Genomic DNA, 18,186 nt, shown 5'->3' with positions numbered 1-18,186 from the left:
TCATGGGTATCGATCTTCCACTGATCTGGGCCGTCATTATCATCTTCGGCGTCATGATGTACGTGGTGATGGACGGTTTCGACCTGGGCATCGGCATGCTCTTCCCCTTCGTCAAACAAGAGCGTGACCGGGACGTGATGATGAACACAGTCGCACCGGTCTGGGATGGCAACGAGACCTGGCTCGTGCTGGGTGGCGCGGGGCTGTTCGGCGCGTTCCCGATGGCTTACGCGGTCGTGCTCGAAGCGCTCTATCTACCGCTGATCCTGATGCTGATCGGCCTGATCTTCCGTGGCGTGGCCTTCGAATTTCGCTTCAAGGCCACCGATGCTGGCCGCCATCTATGGGACAAGGCGTTCATCTGGGGTTCTCTGGTGGCGACGTTCTTCCAAGGCGTAGCGCTGGGCGCCTTCATCGAAGGCTTCAAGGTGGTGGATCGGCATTACGCCGGCGGCTCGCTGGACTGGCTGACACCCTTCAGCATGTTCTGCGGCCTGGGGCTGATCGTGGCCTATGCACTGCTGGGGTGTACCTGGCTGATCATGAAGACCGAAGGGCCGCTTCAGGAGCAGATGCACAAGCTGGGGCGGCCGCTGGCGCTCGTGTTGCTGGCCGTCATGGGTGTCGTCAGCCTGTGGACGCCAATCGCCTATCCGCAGATTGCCGACCGCTGGTTCAGCATGTCCAACCTTGTGTGGTTCATGCCGGTGCCGATCCTGGTGCTGTTGACCTTCTACAACCTGTTCAAGGCAGTAGCCCGCAGCGCGAACTACACACCGTTTCTGTTGACGCTGGGGCTGATCTTCCTGGGTTACAGTGGCTTGGGCATCAGTCTGTGGCCCAATATCATCCCGCCATCGATCTCGATCTGGGAGGCTGCCGCGCCACCGCAAAGCCAGGGCTTCATGTTGGTGGGAACGCTGTTCATTCTACCGCTGATCCTGGGTTATACCTTCTGGAGCTACTACGTGTTCCGCGGCAAGGTCACCCATGACCAAGGCTATCACTAGGAGACTGCACCATGACCCGTGATCAGGACGTGGCAAGCAAGAAACCGCTGTGGCAGCGCCTGGGCTGGCTGGTGCTGATCTGGGCGTTGAGTGTGGCCGCGCTGGGTGTGGCGGCATGGTTGATGCGCCTGTTCATGAGCGCAGCCGGCTTGACCACCCACTGAACCCCGGCATCAGCCGGTAGTACGCCGAACGCGCCTGCTCACCCAGGCGCCGTACGCTGTTCCACCTAGTCGACAGTTACTTGCGCGCCTTGAGCACCACGAATTTGGGCGTTGCCGCCACCTGCTCCACGCCCCGGAACAGGCGGGCAAGCTTGCTGTGATAGCCCAGGTGGCGGTTGCCCACGATGTACAAGGCGCCGCCGACCACCAGCGCCTCGCGGGCCTGCTGGAACATACGCCAGGCCAGCACGTCACCCACCACTTGCTGCTGGTGGAAGGGCGGATTGCACAGCACTACATCCAATGACTGTTTTTCGATGCCGGCCAGGCCGTCTGCGGCCAGGAAGTCGGCTGGGCGATCACCCAGCGCACGCTGCCAGTTTTCCCGTGCCGATTGCACGGCCATATACGACTCGTCCACCAAGGTGTACTGGGCGTCTGGATTTTTTAGAGCGCTGGCGATGGCCAGCACGCCATTGCCGCAACCCAGGTCCGCGACCCGGGCGTTGCCCAGGTTATCCGGCAGATGCGGAAGAAATGCCCGTGTGCCAATGTCCAGGCCTTCACGACAGAAGACATTGGCATGGTTGAGCAACTCCAGCGCTGGCGATTCGAGGCGATAGCGGCTGGGGTAGGGCGATGTAAAGGCAGGGCGCGCATCCACCGTGGCGGTCAGTAGCCGGGCTTTTTTACGTGCCAGCGAGGCTTGCACAGGGCCGACATACTTTTCCAGCAAGTCGCCGGCAGCACGGGGAAGGTGCTTGATCATAGCCCCGGCAATCACCTGCGCCTGCGGCGCCAGGTGCCCTTGCAGCCTAATGAGTTGATCTTCGAGCAAGGCAAGCGTCTTGGGCACCCTGACCACTACCCGATCAAAGGGGCCGTTCCAGGTTTGACAGGCAGGCACGAACGAAACGCTGTCGGCAGGCAGGCCGTTACGTGCCAGGTTCTTGGCCAGCGCGAGTTGAGCAAGGTAGGAGTCGCCGCTGCTGGTCACCTGCAGGTGCCTGGCGAGGCTTGCCGCCAGCGCCCCGAAACTGTCGTTGAGCACTAGCACACGGCTGCCGGCTGGCAACGCCTGGGCATGCAATTGTTCGAGCAGGTACTCATCGGCGGCGTCAAAGGCCTGCAAGGGATCGTTGGCCTGGTCCGGCTGGCGGATCAGATCGAGTTCGGCGAAGGGCGTGGTCAACAGGGGCATGGCAATCTGGCTCGGGTACAAAGCTGCCCGCAACCGTTCGCTGCGGGCTTAGTCGAGCGATTCTACAGGGCTTTGGCTGGGCTCGCAGGCCCGGGATCAGATCCAGCCGCGCAACGCGGCGATGGCGACAGCGCCCGCTTTGTTGGCGGCGTTGGTCTTGGTAATGACGCTGCGAATGTGAAAGTTCACCGTACTCTGCGACAGTGACAGGATGCAGGCGACATCGGAAGCAGTCTTGCCTGCCGCAGACCACTTCAGCACTTCCAACTCGCGTTCGCTCATTTTGGGCTGGGAGGGGCACAGTGCATCGAGGTGATGCGCGCTCAGCACCGCATGTACGGTATGGCACAACCACTGGATGGCCCCGGCTTTTTCGAACAGCTCGGCGGTCTCGACGGTGCGCAGCGGCCTGGACACGCTCATCTGGCTTTCGTTGTGCTGCAGATCATGCAAGGACTGGGTCCAGCCATGACGCAGGCCATGCTCGCAGGCTGCCTCGCGAAAATGCGGTGCCTCGCGGTAGACCTCATCGCTCCATACCACAGGATTGGTCGAGCGGTGGCTGAGCGCAGCCGCCGCGTCCTGCTTGTAGAATTCTCCGCGCTGGTAGCGCTCGATCCATGCGCTGGGGTAATTGCTGTACAAGTAATGCCGTGGTGTCTGGGTAGCAATCTGAATGCGAAGCTTAAGTCCCACATACTCGAAACCCAGATCCTGAACCAGATGCACCGCGATGTCGAACAGCTTCCGAGGATTACGCTCACTCACCAGGGCGTGTAGGTGCTCGGGGTTCCAGTGAAACATGTGAGTCTCCAAGGGCGACGCGGCCCAGTCCGTATGGGTTCGAAGGCAGTGTAGATAGCTCCAAACCGGTGTGTCCGTCTTTTTCGCTATAACTGTGCTGTGCTTCTGTATATCTTTGTACAACTTTCGAAGCCGCAAAAACCCAGTGGTTTTTATCGCGGGCGCTTTGCGCGACACTGTAGGGCCCCAAGATATGGAGCCCGACATGACCGCCAGCGACGAAAAATTCACCCGCCAGACCTTGCTCGAGGTTCAGCCGCTCACGCCGAACCTCTTCAGCCTGCGGGTCACCCGTGATGCGGGTTTTCGCTTTCGCTCCGGTCAGTTTGCTCGCCTGGGCGTGACCAAGGCTGATGGCAGTGTGGTTTGGCGCGCCTACTCCATGGTCAGTGCACCCCACGACGAATACCTTGAGTTCTTTTCAATCGTAGTGCCGGGTGGCGAATTCACCAGTGAGCTTAGCCGACTGGGTGAGGGCGATTCGCTCCTGGTGGAGCGGCAAGCCTTTGGCTTTCTCACCCTCGACCGTTTTGTCGACGGACGCGACCTGTGGTTGCTGGCCACGGGTACAGGCATCGCGCCGTTCATGTCGATTTTGCAGGACTTCGAAGCCTGGGAACGCTTCGACAACATCAAGCTGGTGTATTCGGTGCGTGAGGCCAAAGAGTTGGCCTATCTGGACGAGATTGCTGGCTTGGAGCAGCGTGAGTACCTGGCCGAGCATGCCGGCAAGTTGCAGTTCATCCCGGTCGTGACACGTGAGCGACATCCAGGCGCCCTGAATCAGCGCATCACCACCTTGATCGAAAGCGGCGAGTTGGAAAGGGCGGCAGGGCTTGAGCTGTCACCGGAGCATTCGCGAATCATGCTGTGCGGCAACCCTGAAATGATCGATGAAACGCGCAAGGTGCTCAAGGCCCGTGATCTGCAATTGAGCCTTAGCAAACGGCCGGGCCAGGTGGCCGTCGAGACGTACTGGTAGCCGGCGTGCCGCTACAGGCTACAGGGGCGCAGCGGTGCATGAAGCTTTGCCGCTTCCTGCAGCCTGTAACGGTGCACTTCAGGGCCGGTTCTGAGCCTTGAGCAGGTCGCGAATCTCGGTAAGCAGGGTCTGCTCGGGGGACGGCGCGGGCGGTACGCTTGGCGCCACGGCCTCTTCGCGCTTGAGCCGGTTGATGGCCTTGACGCCCATGAAGATCGCAAAGGCGATGATCACGAAATCGATCACGGTCTGGATGAACTTGCCATAGGCCAGCACCACGGCCGGGACGTCGCCTTGCGCCGCCTTCAAGGTGATGGCCAGGTCGCTGAAGTCAACGCCGCCGATCAGCAGGCCCAACGGTGGCATGACCACGTCGCCGACGAAGGACGAGACGATCTTGCCGAAGGCCGCGCCGATGATGATACCTACCGCCATGTCGACGACATTGCCTTTGACCGCGAAGGCCTTGAACTCACTGATCATGCCCATGTTTCGATTCCTTTGTAACAAATGGTGAGGTAAACGCAGTGTAAGCCACTTAAACGCTTCATGCGCTGCATTCAGGGGTAGTGACTTCCGTCGCACCGAATAGTTTTGTCGCATCCCAAGGCATTCGGGGCACGGCCAGCCTCGGGTATCATGCAGGTTTTGCCCGGAGGCACTCCCCATGGCCAAGGCCAAGCGCTTGTATGGCTGCACCGAGTGCGGCGCGACTTTTCCGAAATGGGCTGGCCAGTGCGGCGAGTGTGGCGCCTGGAACACGCTGGTCGAAACCATGATCGAGAGCGGCGGCGCCGCAGCACCCAGCACGGGCCGCGCCGGCTGGACGGGGCAACAGGCGCAGATCAAGACCCTGGCTGAGGTCAGCGTCGAGGAGATCCCGCGCTTCACCACCAGCAGCACCGAGCTCGACCGTGTGCTGGGCGGTGGCCTGGTTGATGGCTCTGTGGTGTTGATCGGTGGCGACCCTGGTATCGGCAAATCGACGATCCTGCTGCAGACCCTGTGCAACATCGCCGTCGGCATGCCGGCGCTGTACGTCACCGGCGAGGAATCCCAGCAGCAGGTGGCCATGCGCTCCAGGCGTCTGGGCCTTCCCCAGGACCAGCTCAAGGTGATGACCGAAACCTGCATCGAGACCATCATCGCCACCGCCCGTCAGGAAAAACCACGGGTAATGGTGATCGACTCCATCCAGACCATTTTCACCGAACAGTTGCAATCGGCCCCAGGCGGGGTCGCGCAGGTGCGTGAAAGTACGGCGCTGCTCGTGCGTTATGCCAAGCAAAGTGGCACGGCGATCTTCCTGGTGGGCCATGTGACCAAGGAAGGCTCGCTGGCAGGCCCGCGGGTACTGGAGCACATGGTCGATACCGTGTTGTATTTCGAAGGCGAATCCGACGGTCGCCTGCGGCTGCTGCGGGCGGTGAAGAACCGCTTCGGCGCGGTCAACGAGTTGGGCGTGTTCGGCATGACCGACCGAGGTTTGAAAGAAGTCTCCAACCCCTCGGCGATCTTTCTCAATCGCACCCAGGAAGAAGTCCCCGGCAGTGTCGTGATGGCCACATGGGAAGGCACTCGGCCAATGCTGGTCGAGGTCCAGGCACTGGTCGATGACAGCCACCTGGCCAACCCGCGCCGCGTGACCCTGGGCCTGGATCAGAACCGCCTGGCCATGCTGCTGGCCGTTCTGCACCGGCACGGGGGCATCCCGACCCACGATCAGGATGTGTTCCTGAACGTGGTGGGCGGTGTGAAAGTACTGGAAACGGCTTCGGACCTGGCATTGCTCGCCGCCGTCATGTCCAGCCTGCGCAATCGGCCGCTGGCCCATGGCCTGCTGGTGTTCGGGGAAATCGGCCTGTCGGGTGAGGTGCGGCCTGTGCCCAGTGGCCAGGAGCGGCTCAAGGAGGCTGCCAAGCACGGCTTCAAGCGCGCCATCGTGCCCAAGGGCAATGCACCCAAAGAGGCGCCTGCAGGGTTGGATGTGATCGCCGTGACGCGTCTAGAGCAGGCGCTGGATGCCTTGTTCGAATAATTCACTGGCAAAAAAAAGGGCCGACGATGCGCATCGGCCCTGTACAACACCCACCTGATGGATCAGTGCTCGATGACCGCCGCGCGCTTGGCCGGCTCGCTGCCGTGCTCGTCCTGGCCCCTCATCGGCACCTCGTGGCCTTCGGCATCGAACAGCCTGCCATCCTTGAAATAGTCCCCGTCGCGTAGTGCGGAGATATCCGAGTAGCGAATGGTGCGTTCGTAGCCGGCAGCGAACACCGACTGCTGGTCCGAGTTGCCTGCCGTGAAATGGTTGAAGATCAGGTTCAGCAGGATGGCCATGATCGCCGCCGAGCTGATGCCTGAGTGGAAGATGGTTTCGAACCAGTTGGGGAACTGATGGTAGAAGGCCGGTGCGGCGATCGGGATCATGCCAAAGCCCAGGGAAGCGGCGACGATGATCAGGTTGACGTTGTTCTGGTAGCTGACCTTGGACAAGGTGCGAATGCCGCTGGCTGCCACCGTGCCGAACAACACGATGCCCGCGCCGCCCAGCACGGGGGTAGGCACCGCGGCGATGATGCGCCCCATGATCGGTAGCAGGCCCAATACCACCAGGATCACACCGCCGGTGGCCACCACGTAGCGGCTGCGCACGCCAGTCACGGCGACCAGGCCGACGTTCTGGGCGAATGCACTTTGCGTGAACGAGCCGAACACCGGCGCGAGGATACTCGAGGCCATGTCGGCACGCAGGCCATTGCCCAGGCGCTTGGAGTCGACCTTGGTACCGATGATCTCACCCACGGCCAGGATGTCGGCCGAGGTTTCGACCAGCGTCACCATGATGACGATACACATCGACAGGATGGCGGCGATGTGGAATTCCGGCATGCCGAAGTGAAAGGGCGTGGGGAAGGCGAAAACAGGGCCTTCGGTAACCTTGCTGAAGTCGGTCATGCCCAGTGCCCAGGCGATCAGCGTACCGACCACCATCGCCAGCAGGATGGACAACCGGGATATAGTCGCGCTGCCCAGTTTGCTCAACAGCAGCACGATGGCGAAAGTGAGGGCGGCCAGGCCAATGTTGGCCATGCTGCCGAAGTCAGGTGAGGCGCTGTTGCCACCCATCACCCAGCGCGCGGCCACCGGCATCAGCGTCAGGCCGATGGTGGTGATCACGATGCCGGTGACCAGCGGTGGGAAGAACTTGGTGATGCGTGAGAATACCGGGGTGATCAGCAGCCCTATCAGCGAGGCGGCCATCACCGCGCCCAGCACCCCCGGCAGCCCGCCCCCACTCTCACTGCTGAGGATGGCGCCCATGGTGGCGACGCCGGCAAACGACACCCCTTGTACCAGGGGTAGTTGGCAGCCGAAGAACGGCAGGCCGAGGGTTTGCAACAAGGTCGCTAAGCCACCTGCAAACAGCGAAGCGGCGATGAGCATACCGATTTCTGCGCCATTGAGGCCTGCGGCCTGCCCCAGGATCAGGGGTACGGCAACGATTCCCCCATACATGGTCAACACGTGCTGCAGGCCATAGGCCAGATTGGCACCCAGGCCGAGGTTTTCGTCCTCTGGCCGCTGGGCAGGAGACGTGCTTGTGGACGTAGTCATGGCGCAGGCTCTCTGTTTATTGTTGTGGAGCTACTGTAGTCAGTTATTGCCTACAGGTACTACACAAATTGTATACAATTTTTTGATCCAAGCGCCGTCATGGGCAGCCTTGGGGCGTACGCGACCTTGTTGCAGGAGGCATACCAACCCAAAGCGCTTGTACGAGAGGGTGTATACAACGGTGCCTGAGACAGGCAGGAAGCTGTCTAGATGGACAGGAAAGGGGCGGTGGTCAGGCAGTTAGCCAGCTAATAGATCCTGTTATTCGATCAATTCACGCAGCTCACGCATCATTTCGGTGCTGTCGGCAATGTTCAGTTCCACAAGACGGTGCAGGTGGCTCATGGAGTCGATGTCGATGTACAGGCAAACGAAGCCCAGCCGCGTGAGTTCTTCATGGCGCAGTTCGACTTGCATCTTCACCCAGGTATCGGCGTCAAGTTGGATGACCGCCTCGTAGTTCTGGGTTGGGTCTGGGTTCCAGTCGGTCGGGCGCTCGACCAGAAGGCCTTTGAGGGATAGATCGATGAGCCTGGCAGGCCAGCGCTGCTCGCCTTGGCGAAGTTCGGCAGGTGCGTCGAAATCGATGCGTTGGAAGCGGCGGCGCTCGGAATGTGGCGGGGTCATGGCGAGTCCTCATCTGATGTTCAGACTATAGACCAGCCATGATCGCGTATTCGTCCCTGCACTACTTGACGATATTCACGTCGCTGCAATTGTAGAAACCCTCGCCTGCAGCGTCATCACGTTGCCAGCGGGTATAGACCACACGTCGGCCAGCGTGTTCTTTGAGATCGACATCGAACGCGTAGTAGCCATTGACAGGCTGGACATCTCCGATTTCCTGTACCAGCTCCAAGTCATCCCACTTCAAGGCCCGCTGGGTGGGGTCGTAGTCCGGCTTGGACACATAGATTTCCCAGTAGCTAGGGTTGTGCGGCGCCATGATTTTGTAGCGCAGGAGGGCCTTGTTGTCGTCATCTTTTTTCCAGTCCTGGGCGTACCAATCGGCAGGGATGTCCAAGCCGCTCTTGTCATTGACCTGCCCAGCCTTCGTATTCGTATCCGTCACGCTATTGCCTGCCGAGCACAGCTGACCATCAGGAATGGCTTTTTTGACAGCCTCCTTATTGCGGAAATCAACGACGTTCTTCGACACCTCATGCCATTGATTGAACTGGTACACAGCCTGTTGCGCATTGTTGCCAAACTTTTTAAACACATGCTGGTAAGCCGCTTTGCACCCTGGGCTTTTGATGTTTGAACCGTCGACTGGCCAGTTGTAGTCACCTTGTTGATAACAGTAGTACTGCCTGGAAATAGGCATCTCGACTGCGCCATGCATCGGCTCTACAGGTGCGGCATTGCCGTGCATGCTGCCTGCCGCAAGGCTGGCTGCGATGATGAGATGAAGTGAGTTCATGGCGACTTCCTTGCTGAGTTGGAAGTACCAAAGGTCGGCCAATCGGCCCTGGCGGGACAACTGGCAGAACTACCAGGTATTTGGCAGTGCGGTGCCGCTCTACCACGTGGAGTTGCGCTGTAAATCGGCATGCAATTGGAGATGGTAAAGCCGGCAGGCAGGCCCTAGACTCAGAGGGCCATCCATTCCAACCGCTCAGCTGGAAGCCAACTATGAACAATAACAACAGCCTGCTACGCCACCTCCCGTGGCTGGTGCTGGCAGTCCTGGGAGCCTGCGCGCTGGGTGTCGTCGCCCTGCGCCGTGGCGAAGCGATCAATGCCTTGTGGATCGTGGTCGCGGCAGTGGCCATTTATCTGGTCGCCTACCGCTATTACAGTCTGTTCATCGCCACCAAAGTGATGCAACTCGATCCGCGCCGCGCCACCCCTGCGGTGCTCAACAATGACGGTCTGGACTATGTTCCAACCAACAAGCACATCCTCTTCGGCCACCACTTCGCGGCCATCGCTGGCGCAGGCCCCTTGGTCGGCCCGGTACTGGCGGCGCAGATGGGCTATCTGCCCGGCACCCTGTGGCTGATTGCCGGTGTGGTACTGGCCGGTGCCGTCCAGGACTTCATGGTCCTGTTCTTGTCCACACGCCGCAACGGCCGCTCGCTGGGCGACATGGTGCGCGAAGAGATGGGCCGCATTCCGGGCACCATCGCCCTGTTCGGCTGTTTCCTGATCATGATCATCATCCTCGCGGTGCTGGCGCTGATCGTGGTCAAGGCCCTGGCCGAGAGCCCCTGGGGCATGTTCACGGTGATGGCGACCATCCCGATCGCCATGTTCATGGGCGTCTACATGCGCTACATCCGCCCTGGCCGCATTGGTGAGATTTCCCTCATCGGCGTGGTGCTGCTGCTGGCTTCCATCTGGTTGGGTGGTCAGATTGCCGCGGATCCGGTTTGGGGCCCAGCCTTCACCTTCACCGGTGTTCAAATCACTTGGATGCTGGTGGGCTACGGCTTCGTCGCAGCCGTGCTGCCGGTCTGGCTGGTGTTGGCCCCGCGTGACTACCTGTCCACCTTCCTCAAGATCGGCACCATCGTGGGCCTTGCCATCGGCATCCTGATCATCGCCCCTGAGCTCAAGATGCCAGCGCTGACCCAGTTCACTGATGGCACCGGCCCGGTCTGGAAAGGCACGCTGTTCCCGTTCCTGTTCATCACCATCGCCTGTGGCGCGGTCTCTGGGTTCCATGCCCTGATCTCGTCGGGCACCACGCCCAAGCTGCTGGACAACGAAACCAACGCCCGCTACATCGGCTACGGCGGCATGCTGATGGAATCGTTCGTGGCGATCATGGCCATGGTCGCGGCCTCGGTGATCGAGCCGGGCGTGTATTTCGCCATGAACAGCCCGGCTGCCGTGGTCGGTGCAGACGCGGTTTCGGTGGCTCAGACAGTCAGTAGCTGGGGCTTCTTGATCACGCCTGAGCAGCTCGAGGCGGTTGCCCGTGACATCGGCGAGCACACCATCCTGGCCCGCGCCGGCGGTGCGCCGACATTGGCCGTGGGTATCGCGCAGATTCTTCACCAAGTACTGCCTGGCGAGAACACCATGGCGTTCTGGTATCACTTCGCTATTTTGTTCGAGGCCTTGTTCATCCTCACCGCCGTGGACGCCGGTACCCGTGCCGGGCGCTTCATGCTGCAGGACCTGCTGGGCAGCTTCGTGCCAGCGCTCAAGCGCACCGAATCGTGGGGCGCGAACCTGCTGGCCACCGCAGGTTGCGTCGCCATGTGGGGCTACTTGCTCTACCAAGGCGTGATCGACCCGCTCGGGGGTATCAATACGCTGTGGCCGCTGTTCGGCATCTCCAACCAGATGCTGGCCGGTATTGCGTTGATGCTGGGCACCGTGGTGCTGATCAAGATGAAGCGCCAGCGCTACATCTGGGTCACGCTGCTGCCAGCCACCTGGTTGCTGATCTGCACCACGGCGGCCGGCCTGATCAAGCTGTTCGATCCCAACCCGGCCGTGGGCTTCCTGGCCTTGGCCAAGAAATACAGCACCGCACTGGACGCTGGTCAGGTGCTGGCACCGGCCAAGGACATCGGGCAGATGCAGCACGTGATCTACAACGCCTACACTAACGCCGGGCTGACCATCCTGTTCCTGCTGGTGGTATTCAGCATTCTGTTCTTCGCGATCAAGGTGGGTTACGCCGCCTGGGGTCGCAAAGAGCGGACCGACAAGGAAACCCCGTTCCAGGCTCTGCCTGACGCTTGAGAGGACTGCTGCGATGTTCAATGACCTGGGTCGGCTGGGCAAATACCTGGGGCAGGCTGCACGCTTGATGGTGGGCATGCCTGACTACGACAATTACGTCGAACACATGAACAAGACGCATCCGGACAAACCGGTCATGACGTACGAAGCGTTCTTCCGAGAGCGCCAGGAAGCACGTTATGGTGGCAAGTCCGGGCCAAAGTGCTGTTAAGCCCAAAGCGTTAAGCTGTACCGGCCCCATCGTCGGCAGCCTGTGGTCATCGACAAGCCCGCTCCTCTTGGGGGCAGGTGCTGGTGATGAGCGCAGGCCTGTCGCGGTGGGGCCTGTGTTTTTTCCGAACAGGAGATGTTCTGCGTGCAGACCCCGATTCCCGTAACCGTACTGACCGGCTTTCTCGGTGCCGGCAAGACCACGCTGCTCAAGCACATGCTCAAGGCCGAGCACGGCCTGCGGCTGGCCGTGATCGAAAACGAGTTCAGCGAAGCAGGCATCGACAGCCAGTTGCTCGGCGACGAGCCGGTGCAGGTCATGACCCTGGCCAACGGCTGTGTGTGCTGCAGCATCCATGGCGACCTTACCCGTGCGCTGTTCCTGCTGCTGGAGCGGCTCGATGCTGGCGAAATTGCCTTTGATCGGCTGGTGATCGAGTGCACAGGGCTGGCCGACCCCGCGCCTGTGGCTCAAACGTTCTTCATCGACGAAGAGCTGCGCGAGCGGTACATCCTGGACGGCATCATCACCCTGGTCGACGCCGCTCACGCCGACGTCCACCTGACCCAGACCATCGCCCAGGCCCAGGTGGGCTTTGCCGATCGCCTGCTGCTGAGCAAGACCGACCTGGTGGAACCGGCCACCGTGCAAGCCTTGCGCGAGCGCCTGGCCCGCATCAATGGGCGGGCCGCCATGCATGTGGTCGAACAAGGCCGCATCGACTTGGGTGCACTGCTCGATGTACGCGGCTTCAACCTCAACCCGGACCTGGGCGCCAACCTCAAACCCACCCTGCGTCCAGTACTCAAAGCCGCCACCCCGGACCGTATCGCCACCTTGGTGTTGCGCACCGACAAGGCGCTGGACATCGACCGCCTCAGCGACTTCATGAATGGCCTGTTGGAAACCCATGGCACGCAACTGTTGCGTTACAAGGGCGTGCTCAATATCGCGGGCGAGGATCGCAAGCTGGTGTTTCAGGGCGTGCTCAAGCTCTACGGGTTCGACTGGGACGCTGAATGGGCTGAGGCCGAACCGCGCGAGAGCGTCATGGTGTTCATTGCCGATGATCTTCCCGAGGCTACGATTCGCGCCGGCTTCGAGGCGCTGACGGCCGAGTGACGGGCTGAACCTTTCCACCGAACCAACCTGGCCAGGAGCTTCGATGGCGGTTGTGCTGCTCCACGCAAGGGATCAAGCGCTGGGCCAGCACATCGGTTTGCCGCACCGCCTTGGCCGTGCGGTACTTGGCACTGTGGATGCACTCACGATCGCCAAACTCGCACCGGTTCAAGGTGGTACCGCCGCAGGGGCCGTTCGCCAGGCCCTTGGGGCAGGTCTCGGGGCAGGTGTACAAGGTGTCTTCCAGGCGGCAACGACCGCAGGTGTCGCAGCCAAGCAGTGGTCGCTTCACGGCCCGCTCCACGCTGTGCAGCACCTGGGCGCCCAGGCCTGTCGCCCACATCGGCTGGCGAACCGCCCACCCGAACAACTGACTCACCGGGTTGCGACGACTGAATAACAGGCCATGCATGCCATGCATGGCGTGGTAGCGGGCTTTCTGGGCAAACGAAGCCACGACACGCGACTCTCCCTCGCGCCATGCCGCCTGCGGTGGGTGAAACGTCACTGCCGGTAGGCTAGGCATTTGCCAGCTGGCCTGCCAGGCAGGCGCCCATTGCTCCAGCGTGGCCACTTGCGTCTGCCAGTGCGCAAGGCGTGCCTCCAAGGCAAGCAGCTGGCTGGGCTCATGGATGCCCGACAGATGCACGCCGGCGTAGCCCATCAGCTCAACCCCAATGACCTGCAGGGCCAGGCGGTCGATGCTGCGAGCCTGGGCAAAGGCCTTGGATTGCGCCGCCTCGGCTTCCAGCATTTGCCGCATCGACGGGGTGACGGTCACGCCTGCGACATGATCGAGCATGCCCGCACGGCCTTGGGTAAGGCTCATAAGACAAGCCAGCATAGGTTTAGGTGCGCGCTGGCGGCGCATCCAGTGCATGGCTTCCTGGTGCTTGGCAGCATCGAAACCTAGCTGCAGGATGAAAAAGTCGGCACCGGCTGCCAATTTCTTTTCAGCCTTCAGGTACTGAGCGGCGCCTTCTTCTTCACGGTATTTGAACGGGTTGAGCGCTGCGCCCAGCCACCAGTGCGGATAGGTTTGCCGGGCGATCTGCAGCGCTGCCACCGATTCCAGGTAGCGCACCGGGCGCTTGCCTGGGGTATGGCCTGGCAGGCGGTCCCCTGTCAGCATCAGCAACTGGTGCTGGCCCGCAGCATCCATGCGCCGCATCTGGGCGAGCAGGTGATGGCGCTCCCGGTCCTTGCCGGAAAAGTGGGGCAGGGCAGGTACCGGATGCTCAAAACAGGCCAAGGCATCCAGGGGTGACATGTCCAGCGGGCTGCTCACCCGGTCGCCAATGGCGAGTGTCATCGGCCAGCCACACAGCTGCCTGCGGGCCATTATGGCGTCCATCGCCGCAAAACGCTCTGCTGACGGCTTGGGGACGAACTCCATGACGCAAGCGAATTGCTGTTGTTGCAGGGCAGTTTTGAGCACGCTCATGACGGAACACCGAGTGTGGGCAGGCTGGCATTGTGCGCCAGCCCTGTGAATGGGTCATGCCCGGTTGCGCAGCGCATTGATCTGATCAAGACACGGCTAGGCGTCACGGGTGCGCCAGCGCGAGTAACATGAGGGAAACTTGAGTTGATCTCAAATTTATTGAGTTTGTTTCAAACGCTCATCGATCTGAAAATGCCCCCATCATTTCTGCACATTGGGGACATACACATGGCACTGGCGCATAACCTGGGCTTTCCACGCACTGGCAACGACCATGCGCTTCGCGCACGTCATTGGCAGATGCAGAAAGACGCCGGTATCGAGCTATTGCCTGTAGGCGATGTGGACTGGCAGGGCGGCGCAGCGCGCGACCCTCAGGCACCTGTGACGCGGCATTTCACCCTGCTTGCCGATCAGCTGCTACAGGAAGTGGCCCAGGCCAGCGCGCTGGGCCACACCGTCAAACCTGTTCTCGTCGGCCCCCTGACCTATTTGTGGCAAAGCGCGGCGCAAGACGGGCACAGCCTAGCGCTGGAATCTGTCGACGAACTGCTTCCGTACTACGACGCCGTTCTCAATCGCCTGGCCGAACAAGGCGTGCAGTGGGTGCAGATCGATGAGCCGATCCTTGCCCAGGCGCTGCCGCAGGACTGGAAGAACGCCTACGAGCGGGTTTACAACATCCTGCAGCGCGCCCCGTTGAAAAAGCTGATCGCGACGTGGGCCGGTGGCTTGCAGGGCAACCTTGGCCTGGCCGCGCACCTGCCGGTGGACGGCTTGCACATTGACCTGGTGAGCGACCCTGAGCAGCTGACGAGCACCCTGGACCGCCTGCCTGCCTACAAAGTGCTGTCGTTGGGCCTGGTCGACGCAGAAAACGATGCCCAGCATGCCCTGGACAGCAAGTGGCACTGGCTGTGTGAAGCCAATGAGCGTCTGGGGGAGCGACTGTGGATCGGTACGGCGTGCTCACTGCTGCACAGCCCGCTGGGCGTCGCCGTGCAGGCCTGTGAGGAAGTGGTCCGGCTGGTCAAGGCGCTCAATGATCCGATCAAGGTCACGCCACCCGCGTTCCACGCCCTGCAGGTAGCCAACGCCTGATTGTGCATGGCAGATGCCGCCGCTAGGGCGTGCACGGCGGCGTCCAAGTGCCCATGGCTCGGTTGATCAGCGCTCGATCGCCAGGGCCACGCCTTGCCCCCCCCCGATACACAGCGTTGCCAGACCTTTCTTGGCATCGCGCTTGATCATCTCGTGCAGCAGGGTGACCAGCACGCGGCACCCGGATGCACCGATGGGATGACCCAACGCAATCGCCCCACCGTTCACGTTGACCCGCGAAGCATCCCACGCCAGCGCCTTGCCAACGGCCAGCGCCTGGGCCGCGAACGCCTCGTTGGCTTCGATCAGGTCCAGGTCGGCCAGTTGCCAGCCTGCTTTGCCCAGGCAGCGTTCAGTCGCCGAGACAGGGGCGATCCCCATCACGGCGGGGTCGACCCCAGCGCTGGCATAGGCCGCGATCCTGGCCAGCACGGGCAAGCCCAATGCCTGGGCCTTTGCAGCGTTCATCAGCAGCACTGCCGCGGCCCCATCGTTGAGGCTGGAGGCATTGCCTGCCGTCACACTGCCGTCCTTCTTGAAGGCAGGGCGCAGTTTGGCAAGGGATTGAGCCGTGGTGTCCGAACGTGGCTGTTCGTCCTGGGCGAAAACCTTGGGCTCGCCTTTTTTCTGTGGCAGCACGATCGGGGTGATTTCGGCCTCAAAGCGGCCAGCGGCGATGGCTGCCACCGCCTTGCGCTGCGACTCGGCCGCGAAGGCGTCCTGCTGTTCACGGCTCAGCGCGTACTCCTGCACCAGATTTTCAGCCGTGATGCCCATGTGGTAGTCGTTGAACGCGTCCCATAGGCCGTCGCTGATCATGCTGTCGATCAGCTGGCCATGGCCCATGCGCTGGCCGGTGCGGGCAGATGGCATTACATAAGGGGCAAGACTCATGTTTTCCTGACCGCCGGCGATCACCACCTCAGCGTCGCCGCAGCGAATAGCCTGGGCGCCCAGGTGCAGTGCCTTGAGACCGGAGCCGCAGACCTTGTTCAGGGTCAGGGCAGGCACGCTGAACGGCAGGCCTGCCTTGATCGCTGCCTGACGTGCAGGGTTTTGCCCGGCGCCGGCCGTGAGCACCTGGCCCATGATCACCTCGTCGACCTGAGCCGGCTCCAGCCCGGTCTGCTCCAATAGACGCTTGATCACGGCTGCCCCCAGGTCGACGGCCGGGACGCCCGCCAGGGCGCCCTGGAAGCTACCGATGGCGGTGCGGGTCGCGGCGACGATCACCACTTCGTTCATGTTGTTGTTCTCCGTCTGAAGGTGAGGGCAACCAGCATCGGCGCATTTTGCTTATTTGTTAAGTTTGTTTTTATTGCCCATTGATAGGAAAACCGAATCAATGCCTCGGCGTTGGGAGGGTGCGTCCGGACAGCGCGCCGTGTCGCCAACCGCCCACCGATTTTGCATCGCTGCGTTCAACCCTTAAGATGTGTCGCCTAACCTGCGGGGTGAGTCTTACCCCTCAGTCCACATTTGAAAACGCCCTGAGTGGCGTTTTCGTGCATAAACCAGACGAGGTACAGACATTGGCCATCATTCATCCTAAGGTCCGCGGTTTCATCTGCACCACGACTCACCCCAAGGGCTGCGAGCTCAACGTCCGTGACCAGATCGAAGCCACCCGCAAACTGGGCGTGCGCGAGGATGGTCCGAAGAAGGTGTTGGTCATCGGTGCTTCCAGTGGCTACGGCCTGGCCGCGCGCATCACTGCAGCCTTCGGTTTCAAGGCCGACACCCTGGGCGTGTTCTTCGAGAAGCCAGGCACCGAAACCAAGGCCGGCACCGCTGGCTGGTACAACGCGGCGGCGTTCGACAAGTTCGCCAAGGCCGAGGGCCTGTACAGCAAGTCGATCAACGGTGACGCTTTCTCCGACGAAGCGCGGGCCAAGGTCATCGAGCTGATCAAGAACGACATGGGCGGCAAGGTCGACCTGGTCATCTATTCGCTGGCCTCGCCGGTGCGCAAGCTGCCACAGACGGGCGAACTGGTGCGCTCGGCGCTCAAGCCCATCGGCCAGCCGTACAAGTCGACGGCCATCGACACCAACAAGGACGCCATCATCGAGGCCAGCATCGAGCCGGCCACCGAGCAGGAAATCGCCGACACCGTGACCGTCATGGGTGGCCAGGACTGGCAGCTGTGGATCGACGCCCTGGCCGGTGCCGATGTGCTGGCCGAAGGCGCTCGCACCGTCGCCTTCAGCTACATTGGCACCGAAATCACCTGGCCCATCTACTGGCACGGCGCCCTGGGCAAGGCCAAGCAGGACCTGGACGACACTGCCCTGCGCCTGGACCAGAAGCTGGCAGCTGAGGTCAAGGGCGGCGCCAATGTGGCCGTGCTCAAGTCGGTGGTGACCCAGGCCAGTTCGGCCATCCCGGTCATGCCGCTGTACCTGTCGATGGTGTTCAAGATCATGCAGGAGAAGGGTGTCCACGAAGGTACCCAGGATCAGCTCGATCGCATGTTCCGTGACCGTATGTATCGCACCGACGGCGCCCCGGCGCAGGTCGACGAAAAAGGCCGCCTGCGCCTGGACGACTGGGAACTGCGTGATGATGTGCAGGATGCCTGCAAGGCCATGTGGCCACAGGTGACCACCGAGAACCTGTTCGAGCTGACCGACTATGCCGGTTACAAGAAGCAGTTCCTGAACCTGTTCGGCTTCGAGCGCACGGACGTCGATTACGACGAAGATGTGGCGACCGACGTGCAGTTCGATTGCGTGCAGCTGTAACGCTCTGAGGTCAGGTTACTGGGGCTGCCAAGCAGCCCCAGTCTTCATGCTGCCGTGCGCGACTCCAGGGCGCAGACCGCTGG

At 61.5% G+C, this 18,186-nt stretch carries 17 protein-coding genes; 9 read left to right on the top strand and 8 right to left on the bottom strand.

The window, feature by feature from the left end:
* Nucleotides 1-2: 2 nt before the first annotated feature.
* Nucleotides 3-1,010: a cytochrome d ubiquinol oxidase subunit II gene (cydB, locus tag FS777_RS16875; RefSeq protein ID WP_145256544.1), complete on the top strand. Its 1,008-nt coding sequence runs from the start codon at nucleotides 3-5 to the stop codon at nucleotides 1,008-1,010.
* A gap of 11 nt (nucleotides 1,011-1,021) precedes the next feature.
* Nucleotides 1,022-1,174, top strand: a complete 153-nt coding sequence (locus FS777_RS16870) for a DUF2474 domain-containing protein (RefSeq protein WP_058637221.1) — start codon at nucleotides 1,022-1,024, stop codon at nucleotides 1,172-1,174.
* Between the two features lie 76 nt (nucleotides 1,175-1,250).
* On the opposite strand, the gene FS777_RS16865 is transcribed toward FS777_RS16870, so the two are convergent.
* Complete coding sequence (locus tag FS777_RS16865) at nucleotides 1,251-2,375, bottom strand: methyltransferase (RefSeq protein WP_078478007.1); 1,125 nt, start codon at nucleotides 2,373-2,375, stop codon at nucleotides 1,251-1,253.
* Between the two features lie 96 nt (nucleotides 2,376-2,471).
* Entirely contained in the window at nucleotides 2,472-3,179 is a 708-nt protein-coding gene (locus FS777_RS16860) for an autoinducer binding domain-containing protein (RefSeq protein WP_058637219.1), read from the bottom strand.
* Between the two features lie 205 nt (nucleotides 3,180-3,384).
* On the opposite strand from FS777_RS16860, the gene FS777_RS16855 reads away from it, so the two are divergent.
* Nucleotides 3,385-4,161, top strand: coding sequence for a ferredoxin--NADP reductase (locus tag FS777_RS16855; protein WP_058637218.1), 777 nt, complete (start codon nucleotides 3,385-3,387; stop codon nucleotides 4,159-4,161).
* Nucleotides 4,162-4,239: 78 nt separating this feature from the next.
* Here the strand turns inward: FS777_RS16855 and mscL are convergent, their stop codons facing one another.
* Nucleotides 4,240-4,650: a large-conductance mechanosensitive channel protein MscL gene (gene mscL, locus FS777_RS16850; RefSeq protein WP_023534347.1), complete on the bottom strand. Its 411-nt coding sequence runs from the start codon at nucleotides 4,648-4,650 to the stop codon at nucleotides 4,240-4,242.
* A gap of 178 nt (nucleotides 4,651-4,828) precedes the next feature.
* On the opposite strand from mscL, the gene radA reads away from it, so the two are divergent.
* The gene (gene radA / locus FS777_RS16845; protein WP_058637217.1) at nucleotides 4,829-6,199 is read left to right on the top strand and encodes a DNA repair protein RadA; all 1,371 of its coding nucleotides are present in this window, start codon (nucleotides 4,829-4,831) and stop codon (nucleotides 6,197-6,199) included.
* A 62-nt stretch (nucleotides 6,200-6,261) separates the two neighbouring features.
* On the opposite strand, the gene FS777_RS16840 is transcribed toward radA, so the two are convergent.
* The 3 genes from FS777_RS16840 to FS777_RS16830 all read right to left on the bottom strand — a co-directional run bounded on the left by FS777_RS16840 (nucleotide 6,262) and on the right by FS777_RS16830 (nucleotide 9,202).
* Nucleotides 6,262-7,779 carry a nucleobase:cation symporter-2 family protein gene (locus FS777_RS16840; RefSeq protein ID WP_058637216.1) on the bottom strand — a complete coding sequence of 506 codons (1,518 nt, stop codon included), beginning with the start codon at nucleotides 7,777-7,779 and terminating at the stop codon, nucleotides 6,262-6,264.
* 261 nt (nucleotides 7,780-8,040) lie between these two features.
* The gene (locus FS777_RS16835; protein WP_058637215.1) at nucleotides 8,041-8,406 is read right to left on the bottom strand and encodes a PilZ domain-containing protein; all 366 of its coding nucleotides are present in this window, start codon (nucleotides 8,404-8,406) and stop codon (nucleotides 8,041-8,043) included.
* A gap of 61 nt (nucleotides 8,407-8,467) precedes the next feature.
* The gene (locus FS777_RS16830) at nucleotides 8,468-9,202 is read right to left on the bottom strand and encodes a lytic polysaccharide monooxygenase auxiliary activity family 9 protein (RefSeq protein WP_145256541.1); all 735 of its coding nucleotides are present in this window, start codon (nucleotides 9,200-9,202) and stop codon (nucleotides 8,468-8,470) included.
* 212 nt (nucleotides 9,203-9,414) lie between these two features.
* Here FS777_RS16830 and FS777_RS16825 point away from each other — a divergent pair, with 212 nt between their 5' ends.
* The 3 genes from FS777_RS16825 (at nucleotide 9,415) to yjiA (ending at nucleotide 12,814) form a co-directional block, all read left to right on the top strand.
* Nucleotides 9,415-11,481 carry a carbon starvation CstA family protein gene (locus FS777_RS16825; RefSeq protein WP_058637213.1) on the top strand — a complete coding sequence of 689 codons (2,067 nt, stop codon included), beginning with the start codon at nucleotides 9,415-9,417 and terminating at the stop codon, nucleotides 11,479-11,481.
* Nucleotides 11,482-11,494: 13 nt separating this feature from the next.
* Complete coding sequence (locus tag FS777_RS16820; protein WP_023534469.1) at nucleotides 11,495-11,692, top strand: YbdD/YjiX family protein; 198 nt, start codon at nucleotides 11,495-11,497, stop codon at nucleotides 11,690-11,692.
* 144 nt (nucleotides 11,693-11,836) lie between these two features.
* Nucleotides 11,837-12,814: a GTPase gene (gene yjiA / locus FS777_RS16815; protein WP_058637236.1), complete on the top strand. Its 978-nt coding sequence runs from the start codon at nucleotides 11,837-11,839 to the stop codon at nucleotides 12,812-12,814.
* On the opposite strand, the gene FS777_RS16810 is transcribed toward yjiA, so the two are convergent.
* Nucleotides 12,774-14,258 (bottom strand): methylenetetrahydrofolate reductase C-terminal domain-containing protein, encoded by a 1,485-nt coding sequence (locus FS777_RS16810; RefSeq protein WP_145256538.1) that lies wholly within the window; start codon nucleotides 14,256-14,258, stop codon nucleotides 12,774-12,776. The genes yjiA and FS777_RS16810 overlap by 41 nt on opposite strands.
* Before the next feature lie 228 nt (nucleotides 14,259-14,486).
* Between FS777_RS16810 and FS777_RS16805 the strand changes: the two genes are divergently transcribed.
* Nucleotides 14,487-15,359 carry a 5-methyltetrahydropteroyltriglutamate--homocysteine methyltransferase gene (locus FS777_RS16805; protein WP_058637211.1) on the top strand — a complete coding sequence of 291 codons (873 nt, stop codon included), beginning with the start codon at nucleotides 14,487-14,489 and terminating at the stop codon, nucleotides 15,357-15,359.
* A 66-nt stretch (nucleotides 15,360-15,425) separates the two neighbouring features.
* Here the strand turns inward: FS777_RS16805 and FS777_RS16800 are convergent, their stop codons facing one another.
* Nucleotides 15,426-16,604 (bottom strand): acetyl-CoA C-acetyltransferase, encoded by a 1,179-nt coding sequence (locus FS777_RS16800; RefSeq protein WP_058604874.1) that lies wholly within the window; start codon nucleotides 16,602-16,604, stop codon nucleotides 15,426-15,428.
* Between the two features lie 287 nt (nucleotides 16,605-16,891).
* Here FS777_RS16800 and fabV point away from each other — a divergent pair, with 287 nt between their 5' ends.
* Nucleotides 16,892-18,103, top strand: coding sequence for an enoyl-ACP reductase FabV (gene fabV, locus FS777_RS16795; RefSeq protein WP_058604875.1), 1,212 nt, complete (start codon nucleotides 16,892-16,894; stop codon nucleotides 18,101-18,103).
* Nucleotides 18,104-18,186: the final 83 nt, after the last annotated feature.

The organism is Pseudomonas sp. DE0157 (genome assembly GCF_007678615.1).
Classification (GTDB): Bacteria; Pseudomonadota; Gammaproteobacteria; order Pseudomonadales; family Pseudomonadaceae; genus Aquipseudomonas; species Aquipseudomonas parafulva_B.
Note: the sequence above shows the minus strand (reverse complement) of the source record. Positions and strands in the feature narration are given on the sequence as shown.

Bases quoted from the DNA above. Each gene is read 5' to 3' on its own strand.
- mscL (WP_023534347.1), bottom strand. From the start codon at position 4,650: ATGGGCATGATCAGTGAGTTCAAGGCCTTCGCGGTCAAAGGCAATGTC.
- FS777_RS16825 (WP_058637213.1), top strand. From the start codon at position 9,415: ATGAACAATAACAACAGCCTGCTACGCCACCTCCCGTGGCTGGTGCTG.
- FS777_RS16805 (WP_058637211.1), top strand. From the start codon at position 14,487: ATGGCACTGGCGCATAACCTGGGCTTTCCACGCACTGGCAACGACCAT.
- FS777_RS16865 (WP_078478007.1), bottom strand. From the start codon at position 2,375: ATGCCCCTGTTGACCACGCCCTTCGCCGAACTCGATCTGATCCGCCAG.
- FS777_RS16810 (WP_145256538.1), bottom strand. From the start codon at position 14,258: ATGAGCGTGCTCAAAACTGCCCTGCAACAACAGCAATTCGCTTGCGTC.
- FS777_RS16800 (WP_058604874.1), bottom strand. From the start codon at position 16,604: ATGAACGAAGTGGTGATCGTCGCCGCGACCCGCACCGCCATCGGTAGC.
- FS777_RS16840 (WP_058637216.1), bottom strand. From the start codon at position 7,779: ATGACTACGTCCACAAGCACGTCTCCTGCCCAGCGGCCAGAGGACGAA.
- FS777_RS16855 (WP_058637218.1), top strand. From the start codon at position 3,385: ATGACCGCCAGCGACGAAAAATTCACCCGCCAGACCTTGCTCGAGGTT.
- FS777_RS16820 (WP_023534469.1), top strand. From the start codon at position 11,495: ATGTTCAATGACCTGGGTCGGCTGGGCAAATACCTGGGGCAGGCTGCA.
- FS777_RS16860 (WP_058637219.1), bottom strand. From the start codon at position 3,179: ATGTTTCACTGGAACCCCGAGCACCTACACGCCCTGGTGAGTGAGCGT.
- cydB (WP_145256544.1), top strand. From the start codon at position 3: ATGGGTATCGATCTTCCACTGATCTGGGCCGTCATTATCATCTTCGGC.
- radA (WP_058637217.1), top strand. From the start codon at position 4,829: ATGGCCAAGGCCAAGCGCTTGTATGGCTGCACCGAGTGCGGCGCGACT.
- FS777_RS16835 (WP_058637215.1), bottom strand. From the start codon at position 8,406: ATGACCCCGCCACATTCCGAGCGCCGCCGCTTCCAACGCATCGATTTC.
- FS777_RS16830 (WP_145256541.1), bottom strand. From the start codon at position 9,202: ATGAACTCACTTCATCTCATCATCGCAGCCAGCCTTGCGGCAGGCAGC.
- FS777_RS16870 (WP_058637221.1), top strand. From the start codon at position 1,022: ATGACCCGTGATCAGGACGTGGCAAGCAAGAAACCGCTGTGGCAGCGC.